Below are 22,140 nucleotides of genomic sequence, written 5' to 3'. Positions count from 1 at the left end.
CAACGACCGCCTCGATGACCTTGACCCGCTCGAGTTCGCGCATGCTTGCCGTGATCAGCTCACGTCCGTTCATGGTTCGCCCCTGGTCGACGCCTCGCGTGAGCGTGCGCTCCAACCAGGGCAGGAATCGGACATTTCTAATGAGCCAGAACCGGACATTTCAAAAAAGCCGTAACACCAAAAACTTCGATAATTTATATTATGTAAAATCAAGAATTCACTGGTTCCGCCGTCCGCCACCGCCCAGATCCATCCTCCCTTGCAACGCCTCGCTATTACGCGCGCCGATCCACCCCATGCGGCGCGCCCGCGCGCCGCACGGCCGAATCCAGCGAGGCCTCGCATTGCGCACAGCGCCCGAAGATCACAAGACTCGCACTTGCATACCGAAATTCACGTGCAGCGGCTATGGCCGCGTGCTGCGATTCGAGCGCGTTGTCGTCGATATCGCAAATCGTGCCGCAATCGCTGCAGACCAGATGCGAATGACGCGTGCCGCGATTGAGTTCATACACGACGCGCTGCTCGCCAATCCACGCGCTCGTGATCAGGCCCGCGTCCAGCAATTGCGCCAGCGCACGGTACACACTCGCAAGACTGCATTGCTCGGTCTCGGGCGGCACGCGCCGAAAGACTTGGTCAGCAGTCATGTGCTCGTGCGGAAATTCATGGAACAAATGCAGGACCGCGACGCGACTCGAGGTCGGGCGCATACGGGCTCGCTTCAGATCGGAGTAAATCGCTTTCATTCCATCGGCACACTTTTTCAGACTTGGCCGATAGTCTCGTCGTCGGTAGCTTAAGAATTGCTTAAGTCCCTTCGTTCCTCAAGCAATTAAGCCAGCGCCTGCGCTCCATGTACCTGTGCACATGCCACAAGGCATGCGCACAGGTACTGATGGTTCCAATGCGAGTGCACGCCGCCCCGCCCTGCACCCTTTCGCTCGCCCTTAGCCGAGCGATTACGGCGCAGGCACGACGACGTATTGCACCTGCGTGCCGATGTACTGCGGCTGATACCAGGTCGCGCCGCATTGCTCGTAAGTCGTGCCGCCGATCGTCACGGCGCTGCACGATGGCGGCAGGCTTGCCACCATCGTGCCGACCACGGCAGCCGTCACGCCGACAGTAACGGCCGCTGCAACCGGATCGACATACCACCCGCCGCCCCAATATGGCGGAGGCAAGGGAGGTGGCGGCGGTCCGGGCGGATGAGGTCCGGGTCCCGGTGGTGGTCCGGGAGGATGCGGCTCAGGTCCGGGCGGTGGGCCTGGCGGATGCGGTCCCGGTCCGGGCGGCGGCCCAGGCGGATGGGGGCCAGGCCCCGGCCCGGGTCCTGGCTCCGGATGTGGCCCCGGCTGACCGCCATGAAACTGCTCCCCACCGCCATTGAAGCCGGGCCTCGAGATCTGCCCGCCACCGAAATTGCCCCCCATCGGATGAATGCTGGTGCGCGCCATGCCGCGGAACGCGAGGGCCGCGTGCGGGGCCAGCACCATCGACGCCACGAGGCTCGCGGCGATGGCTCGCCGTGCGTGAGTCGGCCTCCTCATTCCGCCTCCCCGTAAGGCGAATGATCCGCGGGTTTGAGTTCGATCTGCCGCGCGCCTGGGCGCGGATGGAACACGAATGTCGACGCCGCGAAGACCGGATTGAGCCTCCAGTGGTACGTCACTTCATGGCGGGGCCGCGTCGGCTGGGTCGTGTCGGTAATGATCATCTTGCACGGCAGCGGCCTGCGCCCGGTTTCTACCCATAACTCCCAGTCCACGTCCGCTTCACGGTATGCGTAGTGCGTGCAGGTGCGCGTGTCGATTTTCTCGTTGCCAAGCGTTTGCGCCGATTGAATGGCGCTGTCGTCGGGCTTGCCGTTGCCCCAATAGAACAAGTCGACGAGCGGCGTCTCGATATGCCAGTTGGTGACGAGGTCGCGCACCAGCCCGTCGAGCGTGGGTGGCGCGTCGTGCCGCGCGTAGTAGCCCTTCTTCTGGTTAAAGATCGTGAAGCGATGACCGTCGTAGACGATGCCGCGCACGTTGCCGTTACCGGTGATGTCGGCGCGCAATCGATCGGGCCGTTTGACCTTGAGCACGGTGTGATGCAGGAATGCTACGTTCTGGCCGTTGTCGAGCACGGCGTCGGTGGCGGTATCGGCGTCCACTTCGAACGTGCGCAACGAGCGCAGATACTGACCCATGGCATCGATCGCATTCGTTGCGCGTGCATCGATTGTGGCAGCGCTGCCCTCGCCCGGCCCGCTGCCGAGGTCGTTGAGCGGCGACGGCACGTTCGATTGCGCCGGCTCGTGCGTGCCCGCCGTCTGCCGGTGGGCGCAGCCGCCCAGCATGAAAGCGCCCATGAGCGCGACACAAACCGGTCGTGCGAGTGGCACCGCCAAGGTTCGCGCAATGACTCCAGGGAAGACAATTTTGTTCACGCCGTCTCCTGACTGAAAGGTCGTCTATGACCGTCCCAGCTTGCGGCACTCCGTTGTTCCCTGCGCGCGCGAACCGGCACTGGTCAGCGAAGCCTGGACATGGCCTTGCCTGGGCTTCACAGGGCCCAGCTTACCAGCGGCTAGCGTGTCGCGGCACGAATGCGCCGCTGCCCTGCTCTCGCGGCTCGGTGACGCCCCCTTTAAAGCGTCTCTTCGCGTGGGCCGGGAAGCGGCGCTTCGCACTCAGGAGCCCGTTTTGATTCTCGGCCGATAAGTCAGAGCTGCTTGACGTGCCGCAATGGCGCGGACGCCGGGTATCGGTAGCATCAGCACGCTAATCCGTCTCGGCCCTGCGTCCCCTGGTTTTCACCGCTTTCAGGTCCATGCCAGAGTGGGCTTGTACGGGCTCGATATCCGTTCAGGATTCCCAGGTTCCCTACAATCAAATCCAACAATGAAAAAATTCCTCGTCGGCGCCGCCGCGCTTCTCGCCGCCGGCTATCTCGGCCTTACCGGCATCGCCTGGTATCACGACACCCTCTATACCGAAAGCACAGCCGACCAACCCGCCGCGTCGCCCGCGGCGGCACAGGTTCGCAATATCCTCGACCGCAACGCGTGCTATTACTGTCACTCGACTAAAGCGGTCCTGCCAGCGTATGCGTCGCTGCCCGGTATCCAGCAGCTCTCACGGTACGACATCGAAACCGGCCAACGTTATTTCCGGCTCGACGCCGTGTTCAATGCGCTGCACAACGGCTCGCCGCCCCCGCAGGCCGATCTCGCCAAGCTCGAGCGCGTGGCCACGAACGACACGATGCCTCCCATGCGCTTTCGCATGGTGCACTGGCGCACTGGCTTGAACCCGAACGACCAGCAAACGCTGCTCACGTGGATCTCGCACGAACGCAAGCGCTGGTATGTGACGCCCGGCGTCGCGGCGGCCTTCGAGAACGATCCGGTGCAGCCGTTGCCGCACGCATTGCCGACCGACCCGCGCAAGGTCGCGCTCGGCGCGCAGTTGTTCCACGACCCGCGCCTGTCCGTCGACAACACCATTTCGTGCGCGAGCTGCCATTCGCTCGCGACCGGCGGCGTCGACAATCGCAAACGCTCGCTCGGTGTGGGCGGCCAGTTGGGCGGCGTGAACGCGCCCACGGTGTTCAATGCCGCGCTCAACCATACGCAGTTCTGGGACGGGCGCGCCGCCACGCTTCAGGATCAGGCAGGCGGGCCGCCGCTCAATCCGGTCGAGATGGCGTCGACATCGTGGGATCAGATCGTCGGCAAGCTCAACGCCGATGCGCCGTTCGCGCACGCCTTCGTGCAGGTCTACCCCGATGGCCTGAGCGGCGCGAACATCACCAACGCCATCGCCGAATACGAAAAAACGCTGCTCACGCCCGGCCGTTTCGACGCGTGGCTGCGCGGTAACACTGAAGCATTGAGCGGCGAAGAAGTTCGTGGCTATAACCTGTTCAAGTCGGTGGGCTGCGCGAGCTGCCACGTCGGCGCCAATCTGGGTGGGCAATCGTTCGAGCGCATGGGCCGCGCCGGAGACTACTTCGCCGCACGCGGCGACGCGTTGACCGAAGCCGACAACGGCCGGGCCAACGTCACGCACGATCCGCTCGATCGCCAGTCGTTCAAGGTGCCTGGACTGCGCAACGTCGCGCTCACGGCGCCGTATTTCCACGATGGCAGCGTGACAGATCTGCGTGAGGCCGTGCGCAAGATGGCGCGGTATCAGCTTGGCGTCACGCTTTCGGAGGTGGACGTCGACGCGCTTACCGCGTTCCTCAAGTCGCTCAACGGCACCTATACGCCTGCCACCACGCCCACCAGCGCCCCCACCGCTCCGGCATCCTCGCCCGCGCTTGCCGCGCCGCCGTAATTCGGCGCGGGCGGTGGCGCGCGATTGTGCGCCACCGCCATCCAGCGCAACCCTGCTTCAAGCAAGCCGCGCGGGATTCGCCTGCGCAACCGATGCGCGCATCGTCACGCTCACATCGAAATTTCGCTCGATGTCCCAGTGCGCGCCGTAGCACTGGTTGATCAGCCAGCGCACGGCGTTGCGGGTGAGCTCTGCGGTCGGAATATGGACCGAAGTGAGCGCGGGCGCCATATAAGCCGCCGAATAATCGTCGTCGTAGCCCATCACCGAGACGTCTCCCGGCACCGCGATGCCCGCCTGCTGCAAATGGGCGAGTGCCGACATGGCCATCGTGTCGTTCGCACAGAAGAGCGCCGTGAAGCGCCGTTTCGAGTCGAGCAACGCGCCTGCCGCCGCGTAACCGCCCTCGGGCGAGAAGTCCGACATGATGAGCGGCACCGCTTCGCGCGCGATGCCGTGGCACGCGAGCTCGGTGAAGAAACCGTCGAGACGCGCGAGGTTGTCCGAAGAGCTGGCCGGCCCGCCGATCACTGCAATCTCGCGATGGCCGTGCTCGACCAGCGTGCGCGCGGCCAGTTCGCCGCCGTGAAAGTGGTCGGCGCAAAACGACGCTTCAGGTAGCTGATCGAACACACGGTTCAGGAATGCCATGCGCGGATGCATGGCATGCAGCATGTTGAGATCTTCGTCGTGCAGGTCATGGCTGATGACCACCATGCCGTCGCAGTCGCGCCCGATCAGAAAACGCACGGCCTCGATGGCCTGCTCGCGCGGCGAGCCCTCGCCGCAACCGGTCGCCACCACCACGTGCCGCTTCACCGCTCGCAATTCAGTATCGGTCTCCTTAAGGATGGTGCCGTAATAGGAGCCAAAGAACGTCGGCACGAAAATGCCGACGATGCCGAGCGACTGCGTCGCCATCGCCCGCCCAATCGACGAAGGCCGGAAGTTCAGTTGCTCGATGGCGGCTTGCACGCGCGCGGCAGCCTCGGCCGACACCGGCCCCTTGCCCGAGATCGCCCGCGAGGCTGTGGAAAGACCCACACCGGCCAGCGTTGCCACGTCTTTAAGGGTTGCCACGCTTGTTTGTCCCTTTGCATTCTTCTGATTATGCTTTTCGAGCGCCCGCCCCTTTCATCCAATGATCTGATGAATAGGTGCTCAAAGCCGCAGGCTGCTCGCCTCGTCGAACAACGATACCTGCCCGGCGTCGATCTCGAACGGCACGCTGGCTCCACTCGCGAGCGGCGTCTTGTCCTGATCGATCGAAGCAATCTGCGTCCCATGATAGTCGAGCCAGAGAACCCGGTGGTTGCCCATCGGTTCGATCAGCGTAATTTCGCCTTGCAGCGCCTCGTCTCCCGAGGTCGAACGCGCCGAGCCGCCCGAACGCACATCTTCGGGACGTACACCCAGCACGCATGGCCGGGCCAGGTCGGGCCCGCCCTTGAACACATAGCGCGAGACGTCCACGGCAAGCTGCGGACCGCGGAACCACAGTTTGCCTTCGTCGGCTTCGAGCGCACCACGCATCAGGTTCATCGGCGGCGCGCCGAGAAAGGTCGCCACGAACAGGTTCTCGGGCCGCGCGTAGACGTCAGCGGGCGTGCCGAACTGCTGGATCACGCCGCCCTTCATGACCGCCATGCGCGTGGCGAGCGTCATAGCCTCCACTTGATCGTGAGTCACGTAGATCATCGTCGCGCCCAGTTGCTGATGCAGTTGCTTGAGTTCGCGGCGCAACTCCGTGCGCAGCTTGGCGTCGAGATTCGAAAGCGGTTCGTCGAACAGGAACACATCGGCTTCACGCACCAGCGCACGGCCGATCGCCACGCGCTGGCGCTGACCGCCCGAAAGCTGCGACGGCTTGCGCGAAAGCAGCGGGCCGAGCTGGAGCATCTCGGCCGCGCGCTGCACGCGCCGCTCGATTTCCGCCCGTGGCGTGCCATTGATTCGCAATGCAAATGAAAGATTGCGTTCGACATTCATCGTGGGATAGAGCGCGTACGACTGGAACACGAGCGCCACGCCGCGATCCTTGGGATCGGCCCACGTCATGTCCTCGCCGGCGATTTCAATGCTGCCGTCGGTGACGTCGATCAGGCCGGCAATGCTGTGCAGCAAGGTGGACTTGCCGCAGCCCGAAGGGCCGAGCAGTACCACGAACTCTCCCGCGCGCACGTCGAGGTCGAGGTCCTCGATCACCGTGTTCGCGCCAAGCTCGATGCGCAGATTGTGCACCGCTACGTTTGCCGGATTCGCCATCGTCTGCCTCCTTACCCTGATCTCATTCTCAACGGCTCACCCCTTCACCGCGCCCGACGCGATGCCGCGCACGAACCAGCGGCCCGACACGAAATAGATCGCGAGCGGCACGAGCGAGGTAAGGATCGTCGCGGCCATGTTGACGTTGTAGAGCCGCTCACCCGTGGTGGTATTGATGATGTTGTTGAGCTGCACAGTCATCGGCAGGTTCTTCGTGCCCGCGAAAACCAGCCCGAGGATGTAGTCGTTCCAGATGCCCGTGACCTGCATGATCAAGGCAACCACGATGATGGGCGTCGACATCGGCAGCATGAGCTGAATGAAGATGCGCCAGAAGCCGCCGCCGTCGATGCGCGCTGCCTTGAAAAGCTCCTGCGGCAGCCCAGCATAGTAGTTGCGGAACAGCAGCGTCATCACTGGCATGCCGAAAATTGTGTGAATCAAGACGATACCCGGCAGCGAAGCGAACAGATGTGCGGTGGCCAGCACACGCACGAGCGGATAGACCATCACCTGAACGGGAATGAATGCGCCCGCGAGCAGCACCGCGAACAGCACGCCTGCGCCGCGCGGCCGCCAGAACGAGAGCGCGTAGCCGTTCACCGCGCCTACCGCAATCGAGATGATCGTGCTCGGCACGACGATGCGCACCGAATTCCAGAAGCCCACGTGAATGCCCGCGCATTCGAGACCCGTGCATGCCGACGACCACGCGTCCCGCCATGGCGCGAGCGTGATATGAAGCGGCAGCGCAAGCAGATGGCCCATGCGGATTTCGTCCATCGGCTTGACCGAAGTGACGAGCATCACATAGAGCGGCAGCAGGAAGAACAACGCGGCAATAATCAGGAATCCGTATATGCCGAGGCGCGCTGGCGTGAAATGACGCCGGCGCTTCGGGGCCGGCCTGCGGAGCCTGGGTTTCGCCTCGTTCGTGCGGACACCGGACGGTTTGGCAAGCGGCACACTCATGTTCGCTCTCCCCTGCGCGCCGCCATCGCCGAAACACGGCTTCGTGCGTACAGCACCGGCGCGAGGACCGCAAGCACCGTCGCCAGCAGCACAACCGAAGCGGCGGAAGCCAGCCCAATGTTCGCGCGATTGAACAGGTAATCCATGATGAACTTGCCCGGCACCTCGCTTGCGGTGCCGGGGCCGCCTTGCGTCATGGCCACCACCGCATCGTAGAGCTTCACCACCATCACGAAGAGCAGCACGAACGCGGTGGACATCGACGTCTTCAACATCGGCACGACGATACTCGCGTAGACACGCCAACGCGGAATGCCGTCGAGGCGCGCGGCCATCCAGATTTCTTCGTCGATGCCGCGCAGTCCTGCGAGCAGCAATGCCATCACGAGCCCCGAAGCCTGCCACGCGGTCGCGATCACGAGCGTATAGATCGCGAAGCGTTGCGAGACGATCCAGTCGAAGTGCGCATGCGCGAAACCCATGTGCCGCAGCACGGCCTGCACACCGAGTTCAGGGTTGAGGATCCACTGCCACACGAGCCCGGTTGCGACAAACGACATCGCATACGGATAGAGGAAAATCGTGCGCAGCGCACCCTCGGCCGCGACGCGCTGGTCGATGAAAATCGCCAGCAGCAGGCCGATCGCGAGACAGACCACGATAAAGCACACGCCGTAGATCGCGAGATTCTGCAGCGAGACGATCCAGCGGTCGTTTTCGAAAAGCCGCACATACTGCGTCGCGCCGGCGAACGTGTTGGTCGGCAGCGAGCGCGAGTAGCTCATCGAAACGCGTGCGGTCCACAGCATCGTGCCGAGATACGCAAACACGACTGTGGCCGCCATCGGCAGCAGCGCAATCCACGCGGCCAGCGACAGGCGCCGCCCGCGCCTCGCGCGCTTCATTCGCTCCTGCCGCCTTGCCTGATCCAGCTTGAGCGCATACATGGGCCGCCCGGCTCAGCTCTTGATCGCCGTGGCGAACGCTTTCTGCGCGTCGTCGACGGGCTGGTTCTTGTTCCAGAAGTTCGTAATGACGTCTTGAAGCGCACCCTGCACGTCAGGAGGAATCAACATCTCCGGGTTCGGCAACTGGCGCGACTTGTCCTTCATGATCGTCATGCCCTCCTTCGCGCAGATGTCGAAGTTCGAAGTTTCCACGTCCTGGCGAATCGGTATCGAGCCCTTCTTCTCGCTGAACGCCGCTTGCGCCTTGGGCGAGGTTATCACCGTCGCGAGCAGTTGCTGCGCTTTCACGGCCTGCGGGTTGTCGGTCTTCGGAAACACGAACGCGTCGCCCGCCACCATATATGGCGAATTCGCGAAGCCCGGGAAGCAGCCGAAGTCCTTGCCCGCCACCTGGCGCGCATTGGAAAACTCGCCCTTCGCCCAGTCGCCCATGATCTGCATGCCCGCCTTGCCGGAAATCACGAGCGCTGTCGCGTCGTTCCAGTTGCGGCCGGGCGAGCCCGGATCGACATAGTTGTGCAGGCGCTTGAAGGTCGTCAGCACGTTCTTGAACGCTGGAGAATTGACAGCGTTCGAGTCCCGGTCGCGGTAGACCTTCATGTAGAGATTGCGGTCCATGTCGGCGAAGATCGCATCGAAAGTGATCTTCTCCTGCCACGCCTGGCCGCCGAGCGCGAGCGGGATCAGGCCCGCCGCCTTGAGCTTGTCGAGATCGGCGAAAAGCTCGTCGAAGCTCTTCGGCTCGCTCGCGATGCCGGCCTTGGCAAACGCGGGCTTCGAGTAAAAGAACCAGTCCTGCATGTGGATGTCCACGGGCGCTGCATAAAAATGCCCGTTCACCTTGATCTGATTGAGCACCGACTCGGGCAGAATGGCATTCCAGTTCTCCCTGGCGGCTACGGCATCGACATTATTCAGGAGTCCCTGGTCGATGAGGTCGTGAAACTGCTTGGACGTATTGAACTGCGCCGCCGTGGGCGGATCGCCGCCGACGATGCGGTTGATCGCCGTGGCGCGCGCCTGGTCCGCACCTGCAATCGCGTTGTCGACCCACTGGCCGCCCGCCTGATCGTAGGCTTGCGCGAATTGCTTGATGGCGGCCGATTCGCCGCCCGAGGTCCACCAGTGAATCACGGTGGCCTTGAGCGGAGCGTCCGCCGCGTGTGCCATGAGCGCGCCGGCCATGGCGAGCGCGGCGACGATGCCGCGCAGCACTGGCGCGCGCGGGTTTATCCGGTCCAATCGCTTCATTGCGTCTCCTCCGGTGTACCGGTTTGTCTATTTGAACTCAGTCACGCGCGCCCCGCTCTGCGATGAAGCGAGCAATCAACTCCGCACTGCGCTTGGGTGTGCGCTTTTGCGTGCCGTAGTCCACATGCACCACGCCAAAGCGCCGTTCGTAGCCAAACGCCCATTCGAAATTGTCGAGCAGCGACCAAACGAAATAGCCGCGTACGTCCACGCCCGCCTTGATCGCGGCATCGACGGCGGCCAGATGGCGCTTGAGAAACGCAATGCGCTGCGCGTCGTCCACGTGCCCGTCACGCACGTTGTCGTCGGACGCCATGCCGTTCTCGGTGATATAGACAGGCGGCAGGTTTTCATACGTCCGACGAAACCCCACGAGCAGATCGCGCAGGCCGTCCGGATAGACCTCCCAGCCCATTTGCGTGCGCTCGACGCCGGCAAGCGGCACTTCGACAAAACCGTGCGCGCCGTCGCTTTTCACATGGGTACGAAAATAGTAGTTGATGCCGAGGAAGTCGAGTGGCGCCGCGATCGTCTGCATATCGCCCTCGAGTACAAGCGGCTCGGTGCCGGGCCACAACTCGAACAGCTCGGCCGGATACTCGCCCTTGAGCAACGGGTCGAGAATCCACGCGTTGTGCTGCACCTCGAAGCGGCGCGCGGCGGTGAAGTCGGCGTGCGAGTCCGAATCCGCCGTGCCGCGCCCTACGTTCGCGACCATGCCCTTGGCTGAGCGCGGATCGTTCGCGCGCAGTGCCGCCGTCGCCAGTCCGTGGCCGAGCAGCAGATGATGCATGGCCTGAGTCGCATAGCGCGGGTTCGCGAGGCCCGGCGCATGGTGGCCGTTGCCATAGCCGAGATACGCCGAGCACCACGGCTCGTTGAGCGTCATCCACGCGTCGACGAGGCCCGACAATTCACGGCTCATCAGGTCCGCGTAATCGGCAAAACGCCAGGCGGTATCGCGGTTGAGCCAGCCACCGCGGTCTTCCAGATGCTGTGGCAGGTCCCAGTGATAGAGCGTCGCGAAGGTCCGGATGCCCTTCTCCCTCAAACGCTCGAGCAAGCGCCGGTAGAAACCGATGCCCTTCTCGTTCGGCCTGCCCGACGCATCCATCACGCGCGGCCACGCAATCGAGAAACGATAGGCCTCGAAGTTCAGTGCTTCGAGCAGATCGAGATCGCTTTCCCAGCGGTGGTAATGATCGCAGGCCACCGCACCCGTATCACCCGCGAGCACCTTGCCGGGCGTGGCGCTGAAGGTGTCCCAGATCGACGGCAGACGGCCGTCTTCGCCCACCGCGCCTTCGATCTGGTACGAAGCGGTGGCCGCGCCAAGCAGGAAATCGTGCCGCCAGAGCGCGGAATCGGGCGACGGCATGAAAGCGTCGTCTTCGAAGGTGGCAGTCGGATCGGAATACGGCGACGCAGAATGCGGCGAAGCGGCTAGATCGTGTGTCACGAAAGCTCCTGCGCGAAAGCCATCAACAAGGCGTTGAAGCGCCTTGGCGGCATTGATGTGGAAGCGCTTCCACAGCGCTTGACGCGCACGATATCAGCCGCAAAATCTCGCGGGCAATTCGGGTTTTTCTGGAGGCTTTTATGTAGTTTCTGCGAACGCTCGCGAGCGCGGCAGTCCCGCCGGGACCGCTCCGCACTTCGCGAGTATGGCGCAAGGACGGGTCACGCGTCAGCGTGCTGGCCGAATTCCGGATGCACGGCAGCAAGCGCCTCGTGCAGCGTCGTATAAAGGTTCTCCGCGCCCACCACGGGTGTGATGCCGTGGCGATCCATGTCCGCGCGCAGATAGCGGTTGACCCGCCCGAATATCACCTTGATGCTGCGACTGCGCAGCGACTCGCATAATTCGTTGACCGAACGACCTGCCGAATAATCAACGGCAATGATCGCCGCTGCATCGATCACGAGACAATGAACGGGCGAAGGCGCCCCGTCGATCAAACCGTTCACTTCGTCGACGAAAAGATGATCGTTGGCGTAGAAAAGGTCGGAGCCAAAGCGATAAACAATGAGGCCGGGCCTGGTCACGAGACCCACCTGCGCGGGCACGGGCATCCAGCGCCCCGTTTCGTCGGGCGCAAGTATCATCGTATGCGGACGATAGCTGTGGCGCACGTGGCGCAGCAGCGAAAGCCCGATCGCGATGAGAATGCCGTTCTCCACACCGATCACGACCACCGAGAGCGCCGTGATGACCGCGAGCCAGAACTCGCCACGGCTTTCGCTGCGAATATCGATCAACTGGCCGATATGCACCATGCCGGCAGCGATCGTGAAGACGATGGCCGCAAGCACGCAGCGCGGCAGATATTGCAGCCAGTTGCTCAGAAACAGCAACACGACCACGACAACCGCGGCAAACGCAAGCTGTGCGAACTGGCTGCGCGCACCGGCTTGCTCGGCCATGGCGGTCTGCGTGGGGCTGCCGTTCACAACGAACGCGCCGCTCAGCGAAGCCGCCGCGTTAGCCGCGGCGAGGCCCAGCAAATTCCGGTCTTCGTCCACGCGCTCGCCGTAGCGCTCGGCGAATGCGCGGCTCGTCGCGGCGCTCTGCGCGATGATGATCACGAAGCACGCTGCCGCCACCTGCAGCAGATCGAGCATCTGATACCAGCCGACGGCCGGAAACGCGATATGCGGCAGTCCCCCTTGCAGCGGTCCGGTCACGGCAATGCCGTGGCCCGCGAAGTCGAATGTGACGCTCGCGGCAATGCCGCCCACGACCGCGACGAGCGGCACGGGCCAGCTGGGCCGCAAGCGCTTGAAGAGGAGAATCGTCGCGACCACGAGCGCAGCAATCGCAGGCGTCTGCCAATGAATGGAGGAAAACTGCAAGATGATCTGCCTGACCTGCAGGGCCGTGCGCCGCGAGGTGAACGGAATGCCGAGCATGTCGCCGAGCATCGCCACGCCCACCTGCATGCCGACGCCGGTAAGGAAACCCACCAGCACCGTGCGTGAGAGAAAGTCGGCGAGAAAGCCCAGCCGGAAGATGCGCGCGAGCAGCAGGAAGAACGCCGTGAGCAATGCGGTCATGCCGGCCAGCGCGACATATTCGGCGCTTGCAGGCGCGGCCATGGTCGAGAGCTTGCTCGCGAAAATCGTGGCCGTGGCCGAATCCGCGGCCACCACGAGGTGGCGCGAAGCGCCGAAGAGCGCGAACGCGATCAACGGCAGAAAGCCGGTATAGATGCCGGTGACGGCCGGCATGCCCGCAATGCGCGCATAGCCAAGCAGTTGCGGGATGTTCATCGACGCGAGCAGCACGCCCGCTTTCGCGTCACGCAACGCCCCTGCGCGGTCCAGGGGACGCACGCCACTGAAAAATTCAAATGCCACGACGGCTTCCTTTCGATGCCTGCATCCGCATGGGCTCCGGAGTGATCGGCGCGTGAGCGCAATAGCGCCGTATCTTAGCGCGGCACAGCCGTTTCGTTCACGGCGGCTTGCCATGCTGCAATCAAAGCGAAAGGCAGTCGGCGCAACAACAAGAAAAAGGCCAGCGCGCGGGCTGGCCTTCGGTTGCGATACGGGCGTGTCGAAGCCGGTCGTGGTGTGCCTATACCCTCACCGCCGGCGGCACGTAGCGGCATTCGTAGCGCTTCCTGACCGTGCCGTTCTCGTCGACGCTTTCCAGGTAGACGTCGAACTGCCAGAGCCGCGCCATGTGCCGCAGCACTTCGTCGGTGTCGCCGGAGAGGTGCCGGTTGTCGCTCATGAAGTGGCGCAGCGTGAGACTGCGGTCGCCACGCGTGTTCACCGACCACACCTGAATATTCGGCTCGCGGTGATGCATGTCGTACTGCCGCGAGAGAGCCTGGCGCACGTACTGATAGCCACTTTCGTCATGGATGGCCGAGACCTCGAGCGCGTCGCGCATGTCGTCGTCGAGCACCGAGAAGAGCCGCATTTCGCGGATCAGATGCGGCGAAAGATACTGCGCCACGAAGCTCTCGTCCTTGAAGTTGCGCATCGCGTAGTGCAGCGACTTGAGCCACGAGCTGCCGGCCAGCTCGGGGAACCACTTGCGGTCTTCTTCGGTGGGGTTTTCGCAGATGCGGCGAATGTCGCTCATCATCGAAAAGCCCAGCGCGTACGGATTGATCCCGCTGTAGTAGTGCTTGGTGACCGGCGGCTGATAGACCACATTGCTGTGCGAGTGCAGAAACTCCATCATGAAGCCGTCTTCGAGCTTGCCCTGCGCATACAGCGTATTGAGCAGCGTGTAATGCCAGAACGTGGCCCAGCCCTCGTTCATCACCTGAGTCTGGCGTTGCGGATAGAAGTACTGACCCACCTTGCGCACGATGCGGATGACTTCGCGCTCCCACGGTTCGAGCAGCGGCGCGTTCTTTTCGGCGAAGTACAGCAGGTTCTCCTGCGGCTCGGGCGGGAAGCGCTCGTCGATTTCCTCGGCGATGGGCTGCTGCGTCTTTGGCAGCGTGCGCCACAGTTCGTTGACCTGCGATTGCAGATACGCTGCGCGCTCACGGCGCAGCGCGGCCTCGCGTTCGAGCGAGAGCTTCTGTGGCCGCTTGTAGCGGTCCACGCCGTAATTCATGAGTGCGTGGCACGAGTCGAGCAGTTCCTCCACGCGGTCGAGACCGAAGCGCTCCTCGCATTCGGCGATGTAATTCTTCGCGTAGACGAGGTAGTCGACGATCGCATGGGCGTCCGTCCAGAGCTTGAACAGGTAATTGCCCTTGAAGAACGAGTTGTGTCCGTACGCCGCGTGCGCGATGACGAGCGCCTGCATCGTCATCGTGTTCTCTTCCATCAGATACGCGATGCAGGGATTCGAATTGATGACGATCTCATACGCGAGACCCATCTGGCCCCGGCGATAGCTCTTCTCGGTGGCGAGAAAATGCTTGCCGAACGACCAGTGGCGATAGTTGACCGGCATGCCGACCGACGCATAGGCGTCCATCATCTGCTCGGCGCTGATCAACTCGAGCTGGATCGGATAGACGTCCAGTTCGTATTGCTCCGCAACATGCGAAATATGCGTGTCGTATTCTTCGATCAGCTCGAAGGTCCAGTCGGATGGGCACGGCAACGGCCGTCTATCGGCTACGTTCATATGCAATTCCCTGGTTTCCGGAAGCCGGGGTTCAGGGAGGTCATGGTCGGAACGCCCATGCGCCTCCGGGCGCGCCGGCTCCACCGGGTGTCCCCCCTGCTTTGCGGCGGCCGCGTGATCGCCGTGCTGTCCCTTCCCGTGGCCGCCAGTCTTGCGGCGCTCCGGTTGATAGCCGCGCGCCTCGTTGTGCAGGTGGCGTGTCGTCATGAATGCTCCACCTGCTTTTCAAACAGCTCCCGGAAGACCGGATAGATATCCGCCGGGTTGTCGACCTTCTTCATCGCCAGATTCTGGTCGGTGAGCGCCAATTGCGCATATTCGAGCCAGAGGTTCTGCTCCTCGGGCGTCACCTGAATATAAGCAAAATAGCGCACCTTAGGCAGGATGTCATCCGCGAGCAGCTTGCGGCACTTCGGCGAATCGTCGGTCCAGTTGTCGCCATCCGACGCCTGCGCCCCGTAGATGTTCCATTCGCTCGGCGAATAACGGTCTTCGATCACCTTTTTCATCAGCTCCAGTGCGCTCGACACAACCGTGCCGCCGCTTTCCGTCGAATGGAAGAAGGTGTCCTCGTCCACTTCCTCGGCGCGCGTGTGGTGGCGAATGAAGACCACCTCAATCTTTTCGTAATTGCGTTTGAGGAACAGGTAAAGCAGGATGAAGAAGCGCTTCGAAAGATCCTTGCGCTGCTCGTCCATCGAGCCGGACACATCCATCAGACAGAACATCACCGCCTGGCTCGACGGCTGCGGCTGCTTCACGCGGTTCACGTAACGCAGGTCGAACGGGTCGATGAACGGAATGCGCCAGATGCGCCCGCGCAGATGGTGAATCTGCTCTTCGAGCTGCTTGATGTCGTCGCGCCGGTCGGACGGATCGGCCATCAGCGCCTCGAGCTGATCTTCGAGGTCGCGCAACTCGTTCACGAGCGGCGCGCCCAGCGCGATGCGCCGCCCGAGCGCGCTCCTGAGCGAGCGCACCACGTCGATGTTATTCGGTGTGCCCTCGGCCGCCCAGCCTGCACGGATGCTCTTCCATGTGGGCACGGCCATCAGATGGGTCTTGATGAGGCGCGGCAGCTCGAGGTCGTCGAAGAAGTACTGCATGAACTCTTCGCGCGAGAGTTCGAACACGAAGTCGTCCTGACCTTCGCCCTCGTTGCTCGCCTGGCTGCCGCCACCGCCTCCGCCGCCTTGCGGACGCGGAATGCGGTCGCCGCGAATGTACTCTTCGTTGCCCGGATGCACCATTTCGCGCCGGCCGCCGGGGCCGTGCCGGAACGACGGCTCGGCAATGTCCTTACGCGGGATGGTGATGCTCTGGTTGCTTTGAATGTCCTTGATGCTGCGGTCACGCACCGCTTCCGAGACGGCGTGACGAATATAGTTTTTCACACGGCGCAAAAAGCGCTCGCGGTTTGCAATGCTCTTGTTCTTGCCGGCCAGCCTGCGGTCGATGATTTGATGAAGCACATCCAGTCTCCCGCTCACGTTTCGAATGGGCGAGGTGCGCAGTCTGGAATGCCACGTTCAGTTGCTCACGGCTACGTGGCCTGCGCCCCGCCGGATTTCCTTTTTGCGCCGCCGCATGAAATGTGCGGCGGCGCAGCAGGAAGGTATTGCCTCTGCGTTCATGACGACTTGCGCACACGCAGATACCAGTCGCACAACAACCGGACCTGCTTGGGCGTGTAGCCCTTCGCCACCATGCGATTGACGAAGTCTTCATGCTTGCGCTGTTCTTCCGCCGATCCCTTTGCATTGAACGAGACGACCGGCAAAAGTTCTTCCGTATTCGAGAACATTTTCTTCTCGATCACCACGCGCAGTTTCTCGTAGCTGATCCACGCCGGGTTCTTGCCGGCGTTGCCCGCGCGTGCGCGCAGCACGAAGTTCACGATCTCGTTGCGGAAGTCCTTCGGGTTGCTGATGCCCGCGGGCTTCTCGATCTTCTCCAGTTCCGCGTTCAGCGCCGCGCGGTCGAAACTCTCGCCCGTGTCGTGGTCGCGGAACTCCTGGTCCTGAATCCAGAAGTCGGCGTACGTGACATAGCGATCGAAGATGTTCTGCCCGTATTCGGAATACGATTCGAGGTAAGCGGTCTGGATCTCCTTGCCGATGAACTCGGCGTAACGCGAGGCCAACACGTCCTTCACGAACGACAGATACTTTTGCTCGGTCTCCGGCGGGAATTGCTCGCGTTCGATCTGCTGCTCGAGCACATACATGAGGTGCACGGGATTCGCGGCCACTTCGGTCGAATCGAAGTTGAACACGCGCGAGAGGATCTTGAACGCGAAGCGCGTGGAGACCCCCGCCATGCCCTCGTCGACGCCGGCGAAGTCGCGGTATTCCTGATACGACTTGGCCTTAGGATCGGTGTCCTTGAGGTTCTCGCCGTCGTACACCTGCATCTTCGAGAAGAGGCTCGAATTCTCGGGCTCCTGCAAGCGCGTGAGCACCGAGAACTGCGACATCATCTTGAGCGTGCCCGGCGCGCACACCGAGTCGGCGAGCGACGAATTGCGCAGCAGCTTCTCGTAGATCTTCATCTCTTCCGAATAGCGCAGGCAATAAGGCACCTTAACCACAAAAATACGGTCGAGCAGTGCTTCATTATTGCGGTTATTGCGGAATGCCTTCCACTCCGACTCGTTCGAGTGCGCAAGGATGATGCCGTTGAACGGAATCGCGCCGAATCCTTCGGTGCCCTTGAAGTTGCCTTCCTGGGTGGCCGTGAGCAGTGGGTGCAGCACCTTGATAGGCGCCTTGAACATTTCGACGAATTCAAGCAAGCCCTGATTCGCCAGACACAGGCCGCCGGAATAGCTGTAGGCGTCCGCGTCGTCCTGCGCGTATTGCTCGAGCTTGCGGATGTCGACCTTGCCGACGAGCGAGGAGATGTCCTGATTGTTCTCGTCGCCAGGCTCGGTTTTCGCAATACCGATCTGCCGCAGGATCGACGGATAGCGGCGCACCACGCGGAACTTGCGGATGTCGCCGTTATATTCGTGCAGGCGCTTGACGGCCCATGGGCTCAGGATGCTCTTCAGATAGCGGCGTGGAATGCCGTATTGCTCTTCGAGGATAGGACCATCCTCGTCATAGTCGAAGAGACCGAGCGGCGACTCGTTCACGGGCGAACCCTTGATCGAGTAAAACGGCACGCGCTCCATGAGCTGCTTGAGCCGCTCCGCAATGGAGGACTTGCCGCCGCCCACCGGGCCCAGCAAGTAGAGGATCTGCTTCTTCTCTTCGAGCCCCTGCGCCGCGTGGCGGAAGTACGCGACCACCTGCTCGATCACCTCTTCCATGCCGTAGAACTCGCGGAACGCGGGATAAACCTTGATGACCTTATTGGCAAAGATGCGCGACAGGCGCGGATCGTTGCGAGTGTCGATCTGTTCTGGTTCCCCGATTGCCGTCAGCATGCGCTCGCCAGCCGTGGCGTACGCACTGGGATCTTCTTTGCAGAGCGCGAGATACTCCTCAAGCGAGAACTCCTCCTCTCGCGTTTTTTCGAAGCGGGTCGCGAAGCTGCTGTAGATATCCATGCTACCTCCTCGCCGAGATCTGCGACCGATGTCGTGCGCGGCGCGCTATTCGGAAACGACATCGCTCGAATTCATCCTAAACCTTTTCGAATTTTTTTTCACACAAAAATCGCGCCTGATTGAAAGTTCAAACTCGAGTGCTTGGAGCCTGGCCAGTGACGCCGTACAATCATTGGCCTACCCGCAAATTTCACGCCGCAAGCGCACGGCATCGCACCGAGAATCGACGCTCGAGCAGCGGGCCTGCCGCTACTTCACTCCCTGCCCCACGCGTTAGCGCTTCTTCATAAAACGCACGGCCGCGCAAGCCGTGTACAGATCACAACGCTTACTTGTAACGCCATGTTTGTAACAGCGCGCGTGCTGTCTGCCCGCTGTCGTCTTGCATCGTTGCCGCTATGCGTGAGCGATTCTTTTATTCGTTATACGCGGCACGTGGGCCTGTGTCGGTGAGTTGGCGCGCATTCACACATGAGACGATGAATGCGCGCGCTGCCCCTGCTAGCAGTAGTGGCTTTCGTGTAACTAGAATGCGCATTGCGTCGACGCTGCAAAATGCATGACTGTCTCTTTGCATCGTGCCTGGATTGTGTCAATACGCAGGGTGCGCATGGCGCTCGCGAGCGAATCTGGCTCGCGCTTCGCTTCAGACGAACTCGATCTCGACTTCGCCCAGGCCATCGATATGACCGTGCAGCAGGCCCGCGCCCTCGATACGGTGTGCCCCTACGTATGAACCCGTGGTGATGGTCCATTCGGGTTCGATGGTGATGCCCATCGCAGCGCAATGATTGACGAACCAGACCAGCAGTTCGCGCGGATCGCCCGCGGGATTGCCCGCCATTTCCGGCACCAGCGACACGCCATCGAAGGTGAGTTCGAGTTCGGGCGCGACGAAGTCGAGCGCACGCGCGAGCGCCCCGTAAGGCTGCGCATGTCCGGTCACGAGCGCGCCGTTGTTCTGTGCATCGGCAAGCTGCGCGAGCGGCGCGACGTTCGGCCATTCGGCAAAGCGGCTGTCGACGATTTCGATGGCGGGCAGAATCTGCCCCACGAGCGCGAGCACCTCGTCGCGCGCATAAGCGTCGGCGCGCGGCGAAACCGGTTCGGCAAAGCGGAAGGCGATCTCCAGTTCGACCAGTACGCGGAAGAACGACTGGCGCTCGATGCGCGCCGGCGAGGGGTGTACGTGGGTCGCGGGCAACGGTGCGCCAGATCCCGCGCCACCTGGCGCGCGCGCACCGATTTTCCAGCCGCCCGTGGCGGTCCCCAGACCCGCGAGCACGGCCTGCTGGATCGCGTAGGCCGTGGCGGCGTCGGGCGGCAGCCATTCGGGCGCCAGCATCTCAATCATCTGATGGCGGCTGCGCGCCGCCACGAGGCGCTGCGCGAGATCGTCACGTGTCATGTCTGGATCCTTTCTTGTGCGTGTGCGTGTGCGTGCGTGCGTGCGCCGGCAGCGCGAACCGTGCGTCGAGCCGGCATGATGGCGTCATGTCGCACTGTGTTGCAGTGCGTTTGTGGCGGCTGGCTCTCGCCACGAAAGCCGCTGCGCAGTGTATCGTGCGTCCCCGTCTGCGCGCGTGACAAGATCCACAATGTACCGTAACCGGCTGCGTGCAGCGCATGCACCGGCATCGCAGGCATAAAAAACGCCGCTGCGATGCAGCGGCGTGGATTCGGCAAACACAATGGCCAGCGGTACATGCCAGTCTCGACGGCCTCGCGTCAGAAGGTCTCCCAGTCGTCGTTCGATCCCGCTGCAGCGACAGCCACCGGATTCGCGGCCGGATTGGCTACCGGATTTGCCGTCTGAGCCGCACGCCCGGGTGCACGCGCCGGTGCTGGTGCGCGCACAGCGCCCGCTCCAGCGCGCACGGCGGGCTTCGTCGCCGGACGCGCGGCGGGCTTTGCGCCCGCGGGCGGCGAGGCAGACGTCACACCGGCCCGCAAATCGTGCTCGATGAAGCCGGGCGCATGCGAGTCGTCGAGTTTAAACACGGCGACAGCGGCGCGCAGCCGGCTCGCCTGGTCTTCGAGCGATTGCGCTGCGGCGGCGGCCTCTTCTACGAGCGCCGCGTTCTGCTGCGTCACCTCGTCCATTTGCGTGACGGCGCGCGCCACCTGATCGATGCCGCCCGATTGCTCCTGCGAAGCCGCCGAGATCTCGCCCATGATGTCGGTCACCCGCTGCACCGCGCCGATGATTTCCGCCATCGTGCGCCCTGCCTCGTCGACGAGCGCGGAACCCGCGTGCACGCGCTCGACCGAAGTGTCGATCAGCCCCTTGATCTCCTTGGCCGCCGCCGACGAGCGCTGCGCGAGGCTGCGCACTTCGCCCGCCACGACCGCGAAGCCGCGCCCCTCCTCGCCCGCGCGGGCGGCTTCCACGGCCGCATTGAGCGCCAGGATATTGGTTTGAAAAGCGATGCCCTCGATGATCGAGATGATGTCGGCAATCTTCGCCGAGCTCTGGTTGATTTCGCCCATCGTGCCCACCACCTCGCTCACGACGCGGCTGCCCTTGTTGGCGATATCCGATGCGCTGGCGGCCAGCGCGCTCGCCTGGCGGGCGTTTTCGGCGTTCTGCTTCACCGTGCCGGTGAGCTCTTCCATGCTCGCCGCGGTTTCCTGCAACGCCGAAGCCTGCTCTTCCGTGCGAGAAGAAAGGTCGATGTTGCCGGCCGCGATCTGGCGCGTGGCCGTGGCAATTGCCTCGGTACCGCCGCGCACCGAGCGCACGGTGTCGCTGAGGCTGCGCTACATGCGTGCTACACCGCCCAGCAGCTCGCCCATCTCGTCGCGCGAGCGCACTACGATGGGGCGGCTCAGATCGCCGGCTGAGATGGCGGAGAACGCGCCGAGCGCCTCGCCCAGCGGCCCGGCGATCGCGCGGCGCAGCGCGAAGAACGCGTAAGCGGCCGCACCAATGCCGATCAGCAGCACGGCGATCACCGCGATGCGCAACTGGCCGAACGCGGCTTGCGCCTCGTCGAAGCCCGCTTGCGCGAGCGTGCCCTGCAGCTTGTCGAGTTCGAGATCGGCCTGCGAAAGCTGGCTGTACGCGGCTTGCAGCGCGTTGGCGGCGCCGACGACCTTGCTCTGGTCGGCCGCCGCGATGACCGCGGCAAAGCTGTCGGCGGCTTGCTGAAACGCTGCACGGCGCGTGGCGACGTCCTGCGCGAGACGTTCTTCCTGGGCATCGCGCGGCAAGCTCGTGTACTGCTTCCAGTAATCGTTGGAGACGCCGCGCAGCATGCGGGCGCGCGCGAGCGTGGCGGCGCTGTCGGGCGTGCCGATCTCGAAGGCCGCGCGGTCGAGCGCGAGCCGCTCGCGCGCCGCGTAAATTTCGGCGAGGTTGACCGAGTGGCTGCTCGGCATCTGGTCGGTGAAGGTGCTGCGGTAGGCCTCGTTCGAGCGCGTCAGGCCAAGCAATCCCACTGCGCCGATGACGACGATGAGCGCCGCCAGAAACCCCATCGTGAGGCCGATGCGCGCCTTGATGCTGATGCCTTTGTTCATGACTCTCCCGTGCTTGCCGTGGGGGCGGATTTCCTGCCCCCGATATGCAGGGCTGTTGCCCTGCATGTGTTTACGGCACGCGTCTGGAAGGCTTGAAATAGTTATCAGATATGAGGAAAAGGAAGAAATAGCTGACGAATAAATTACAAAATGGAACGCAGCGGCGCGTGCCTCTCC

15 protein-coding genes and 1 pseudogene are annotated in these 22,140 nt (G+C 62.9%); 1 reads left to right on the top strand and 15 read right to left on the bottom strand.

The window, feature by feature from the left end; translation table 11 throughout:
* Positions 1 to 275: 275 nt before the first annotated feature.
* From HV773_RS26070 to HV773_RS26060, 3 genes are all read right to left on the bottom strand, one after another.
* The gene (locus HV773_RS26070; protein ID WP_227875405.1) at positions 276 to 713 is read right to left on the bottom strand and encodes a Fur family transcriptional regulator; all 438 of its coding nucleotides are present in this window, start codon (positions 711 to 713) and stop codon (positions 276 to 278) included.
* A gap of 249 nt (positions 714 to 962) precedes the next feature.
* On the bottom strand, positions 963 to 1,187 hold the full coding sequence (locus tag HV773_RS36690) for a DUF6515 family protein (protein ID WP_160113452.1): 225 nt from the start codon (positions 1,185 to 1,187) through the stop codon (positions 963 to 965).
* Between the two features lie 362 nt (positions 1,188 to 1,549).
* On the bottom strand, positions 1,550 to 2,437 hold the full coding sequence (locus tag HV773_RS26060; protein WP_129562003.1) for a DUF2092 domain-containing protein: 888 nt from the start codon (positions 2,435 to 2,437) through the stop codon (positions 1,550 to 1,552).
* Between the two features lie 454 nt (positions 2,438 to 2,891).
* On the opposite strand from HV773_RS26060, the gene HV773_RS26055 reads away from it, so the two are divergent.
* Positions 2,892 to 4,331: a cytochrome c peroxidase gene (locus HV773_RS26055; protein WP_129562002.1), complete on the top strand. Its 1,440-nt coding sequence runs from the start codon at positions 2,892 to 2,894 to the stop codon at positions 4,329 to 4,331.
* A 57-nt stretch (positions 4,332 to 4,388) separates the two neighbouring features.
* On the opposite strand, the gene HV773_RS26050 is transcribed toward HV773_RS26055, so the two are convergent.
* The 12 genes and pseudogenes from HV773_RS26050 to HV773_RS36980 all read right to left on the bottom strand — a co-directional run bounded on the left by HV773_RS26050 (position 4,389) and on the right by HV773_RS36980 (position 21,963).
* Positions 4,389 to 5,411 (bottom strand): substrate-binding domain-containing protein, encoded by a 1,023-nt coding sequence (locus HV773_RS26050; protein ID WP_129562001.1) that lies wholly within the window; start codon positions 5,409 to 5,411, stop codon positions 4,389 to 4,391.
* A gap of 81 nt (positions 5,412 to 5,492) precedes the next feature.
* Positions 5,493 to 6,596 (bottom strand): ABC transporter ATP-binding protein, encoded by a 1,104-nt coding sequence (locus HV773_RS26045; protein ID WP_129562000.1) that lies wholly within the window; start codon positions 6,594 to 6,596, stop codon positions 5,493 to 5,495.
* Between the two features lie 36 nt (positions 6,597 to 6,632).
* On the bottom strand, positions 6,633 to 7,568 hold the full coding sequence (locus HV773_RS26040) for a carbohydrate ABC transporter permease (protein ID WP_129561999.1): 936 nt from the start codon (positions 7,566 to 7,568) through the stop codon (positions 6,633 to 6,635).
* Positions 7,565 to 8,473 carry a carbohydrate ABC transporter permease gene (locus HV773_RS26035; RefSeq protein ID WP_227875387.1) on the bottom strand — a complete coding sequence of 303 codons (909 nt, stop codon included), beginning with the start codon at positions 8,471 to 8,473 and terminating at the stop codon, positions 7,565 to 7,567. The genes HV773_RS26040 and HV773_RS26035 overlap by 4 nt, the downstream gene beginning before the upstream one ends.
* Before the next feature lie 54 nt (positions 8,474 to 8,527).
* Entirely contained in the window at positions 8,528 to 9,787 is a 1,260-nt protein-coding gene (locus HV773_RS26030; RefSeq protein ID WP_129561997.1) for an ABC transporter substrate-binding protein, read from the bottom strand.
* Positions 9,788 to 9,824: 37 nt separating this feature from the next.
* On the bottom strand, positions 9,825 to 11,246 hold the full coding sequence (locus HV773_RS26025) for a GH1 family beta-glucosidase (protein ID WP_377729200.1): 1,422 nt from the start codon (positions 11,244 to 11,246) through the stop codon (positions 9,825 to 9,827).
* Between the two features lie 221 nt (positions 11,247 to 11,467).
* Entirely contained in the window at positions 11,468 to 13,144 is a 1,677-nt protein-coding gene (locus tag HV773_RS26020; RefSeq protein ID WP_227875386.1) for a SulP family inorganic anion transporter, read from the bottom strand.
* A 220-nt stretch (positions 13,145 to 13,364) separates the two neighbouring features.
* Positions 13,365 to 15,095, bottom strand: a complete 1,731-nt coding sequence (locus HV773_RS26015) for a SpoVR family protein (protein ID WP_129561995.1) — start codon at positions 15,093 to 15,095, stop codon at positions 13,365 to 13,367.
* Positions 15,092 to 16,360: a YeaH/YhbH family protein gene (locus HV773_RS26010; RefSeq protein WP_129561994.1), complete on the bottom strand. Its 1,269-nt coding sequence runs from the start codon at positions 16,358 to 16,360 to the stop codon at positions 15,092 to 15,094. The genes HV773_RS26015 and HV773_RS26010 overlap by 4 nt, the downstream gene beginning before the upstream one ends.
* 158 nt (positions 16,361 to 16,518) lie before the next feature.
* On the bottom strand, positions 16,519 to 18,441 hold the full coding sequence (locus tag HV773_RS26005; RefSeq protein WP_035532656.1) for a PrkA family serine protein kinase: 1,923 nt from the start codon (positions 18,439 to 18,441) through the stop codon (positions 16,519 to 16,521).
* A gap of 646 nt (positions 18,442 to 19,087) precedes the next feature.
* Positions 19,088 to 19,849: a 2-keto-4-pentenoate hydratase gene (locus HV773_RS26000; protein WP_129561992.1), complete on the bottom strand. Its 762-nt coding sequence runs from the start codon at positions 19,847 to 19,849 to the stop codon at positions 19,088 to 19,090.
* A gap of 320 nt (positions 19,850 to 20,169) precedes the next feature.
* Positions 20,170 to 21,963, bottom strand: a pseudogene (locus HV773_RS36980) (methyl-accepting chemotaxis protein).
* Positions 21,964 to 22,140: the final 177 nt, after the last annotated feature.

The organism is Paraburkholderia caffeinitolerans (assembly GCF_902859945.1).
In the GTDB taxonomy this organism is placed as follows: domain Bacteria; phylum Pseudomonadota; class Gammaproteobacteria; order Burkholderiales; family Burkholderiaceae; genus Paraburkholderia; species Paraburkholderia caffeinitolerans.
Note: the sequence above shows the minus strand (reverse complement) of the source record. Positions and strands in the feature narration are given on the sequence as shown.

Bases quoted from the DNA above. Each gene is read 5' to 3' on its own strand.
- HV773_RS26015 (WP_129561995.1), bottom strand. From the start codon at position 15,095: ATGACGACACGCCACCTGCACAACGAGGCGCGCGGCTATCAACCGGAG.
- HV773_RS26030 (WP_129561997.1), bottom strand. From the start codon at position 9,787: ATGAAGCGATTGGACCGGATAAACCCGCGCGCGCCAGTGCTGCGCGGC.
- HV773_RS26035 (WP_227875387.1), bottom strand. From the start codon at position 8,473: ATGAAGCGCGCGAGGCGCGGGCGGCGCCTGTCGCTGGCCGCGTGGATT.
- HV773_RS26005 (WP_035532656.1), bottom strand. From the start codon at position 18,441: ATGGATATCTACAGCAGCTTCGCGACCCGCTTCGAAAAAACGCGAGAG.
- HV773_RS26055 (WP_129562002.1), top strand. From the start codon at position 2,892: ATGAAAAAATTCCTCGTCGGCGCCGCCGCGCTTCTCGCCGCCGGCTAT.
- HV773_RS26070 (WP_227875405.1), bottom strand. From the start codon at position 713: ATGCGCCCGACCTCGAGTCGCGTCGCGGTCCTGCATTTGTTCCATGAA.
- HV773_RS26040 (WP_129561999.1), bottom strand. From the start codon at position 7,568: ATGAGTGTGCCGCTTGCCAAACCGTCCGGTGTCCGCACGAACGAGGCG.
- HV773_RS26000 (WP_129561992.1), bottom strand. From the start codon at position 19,849: ATGACACGTGACGATCTCGCGCAGCGCCTCGTGGCGGCGCGCAGCCGC.
- HV773_RS26045 (WP_129562000.1), bottom strand. From the start codon at position 6,596: ATGGCGAATCCGGCAAACGTAGCGGTGCACAATCTGCGCATCGAGCTT.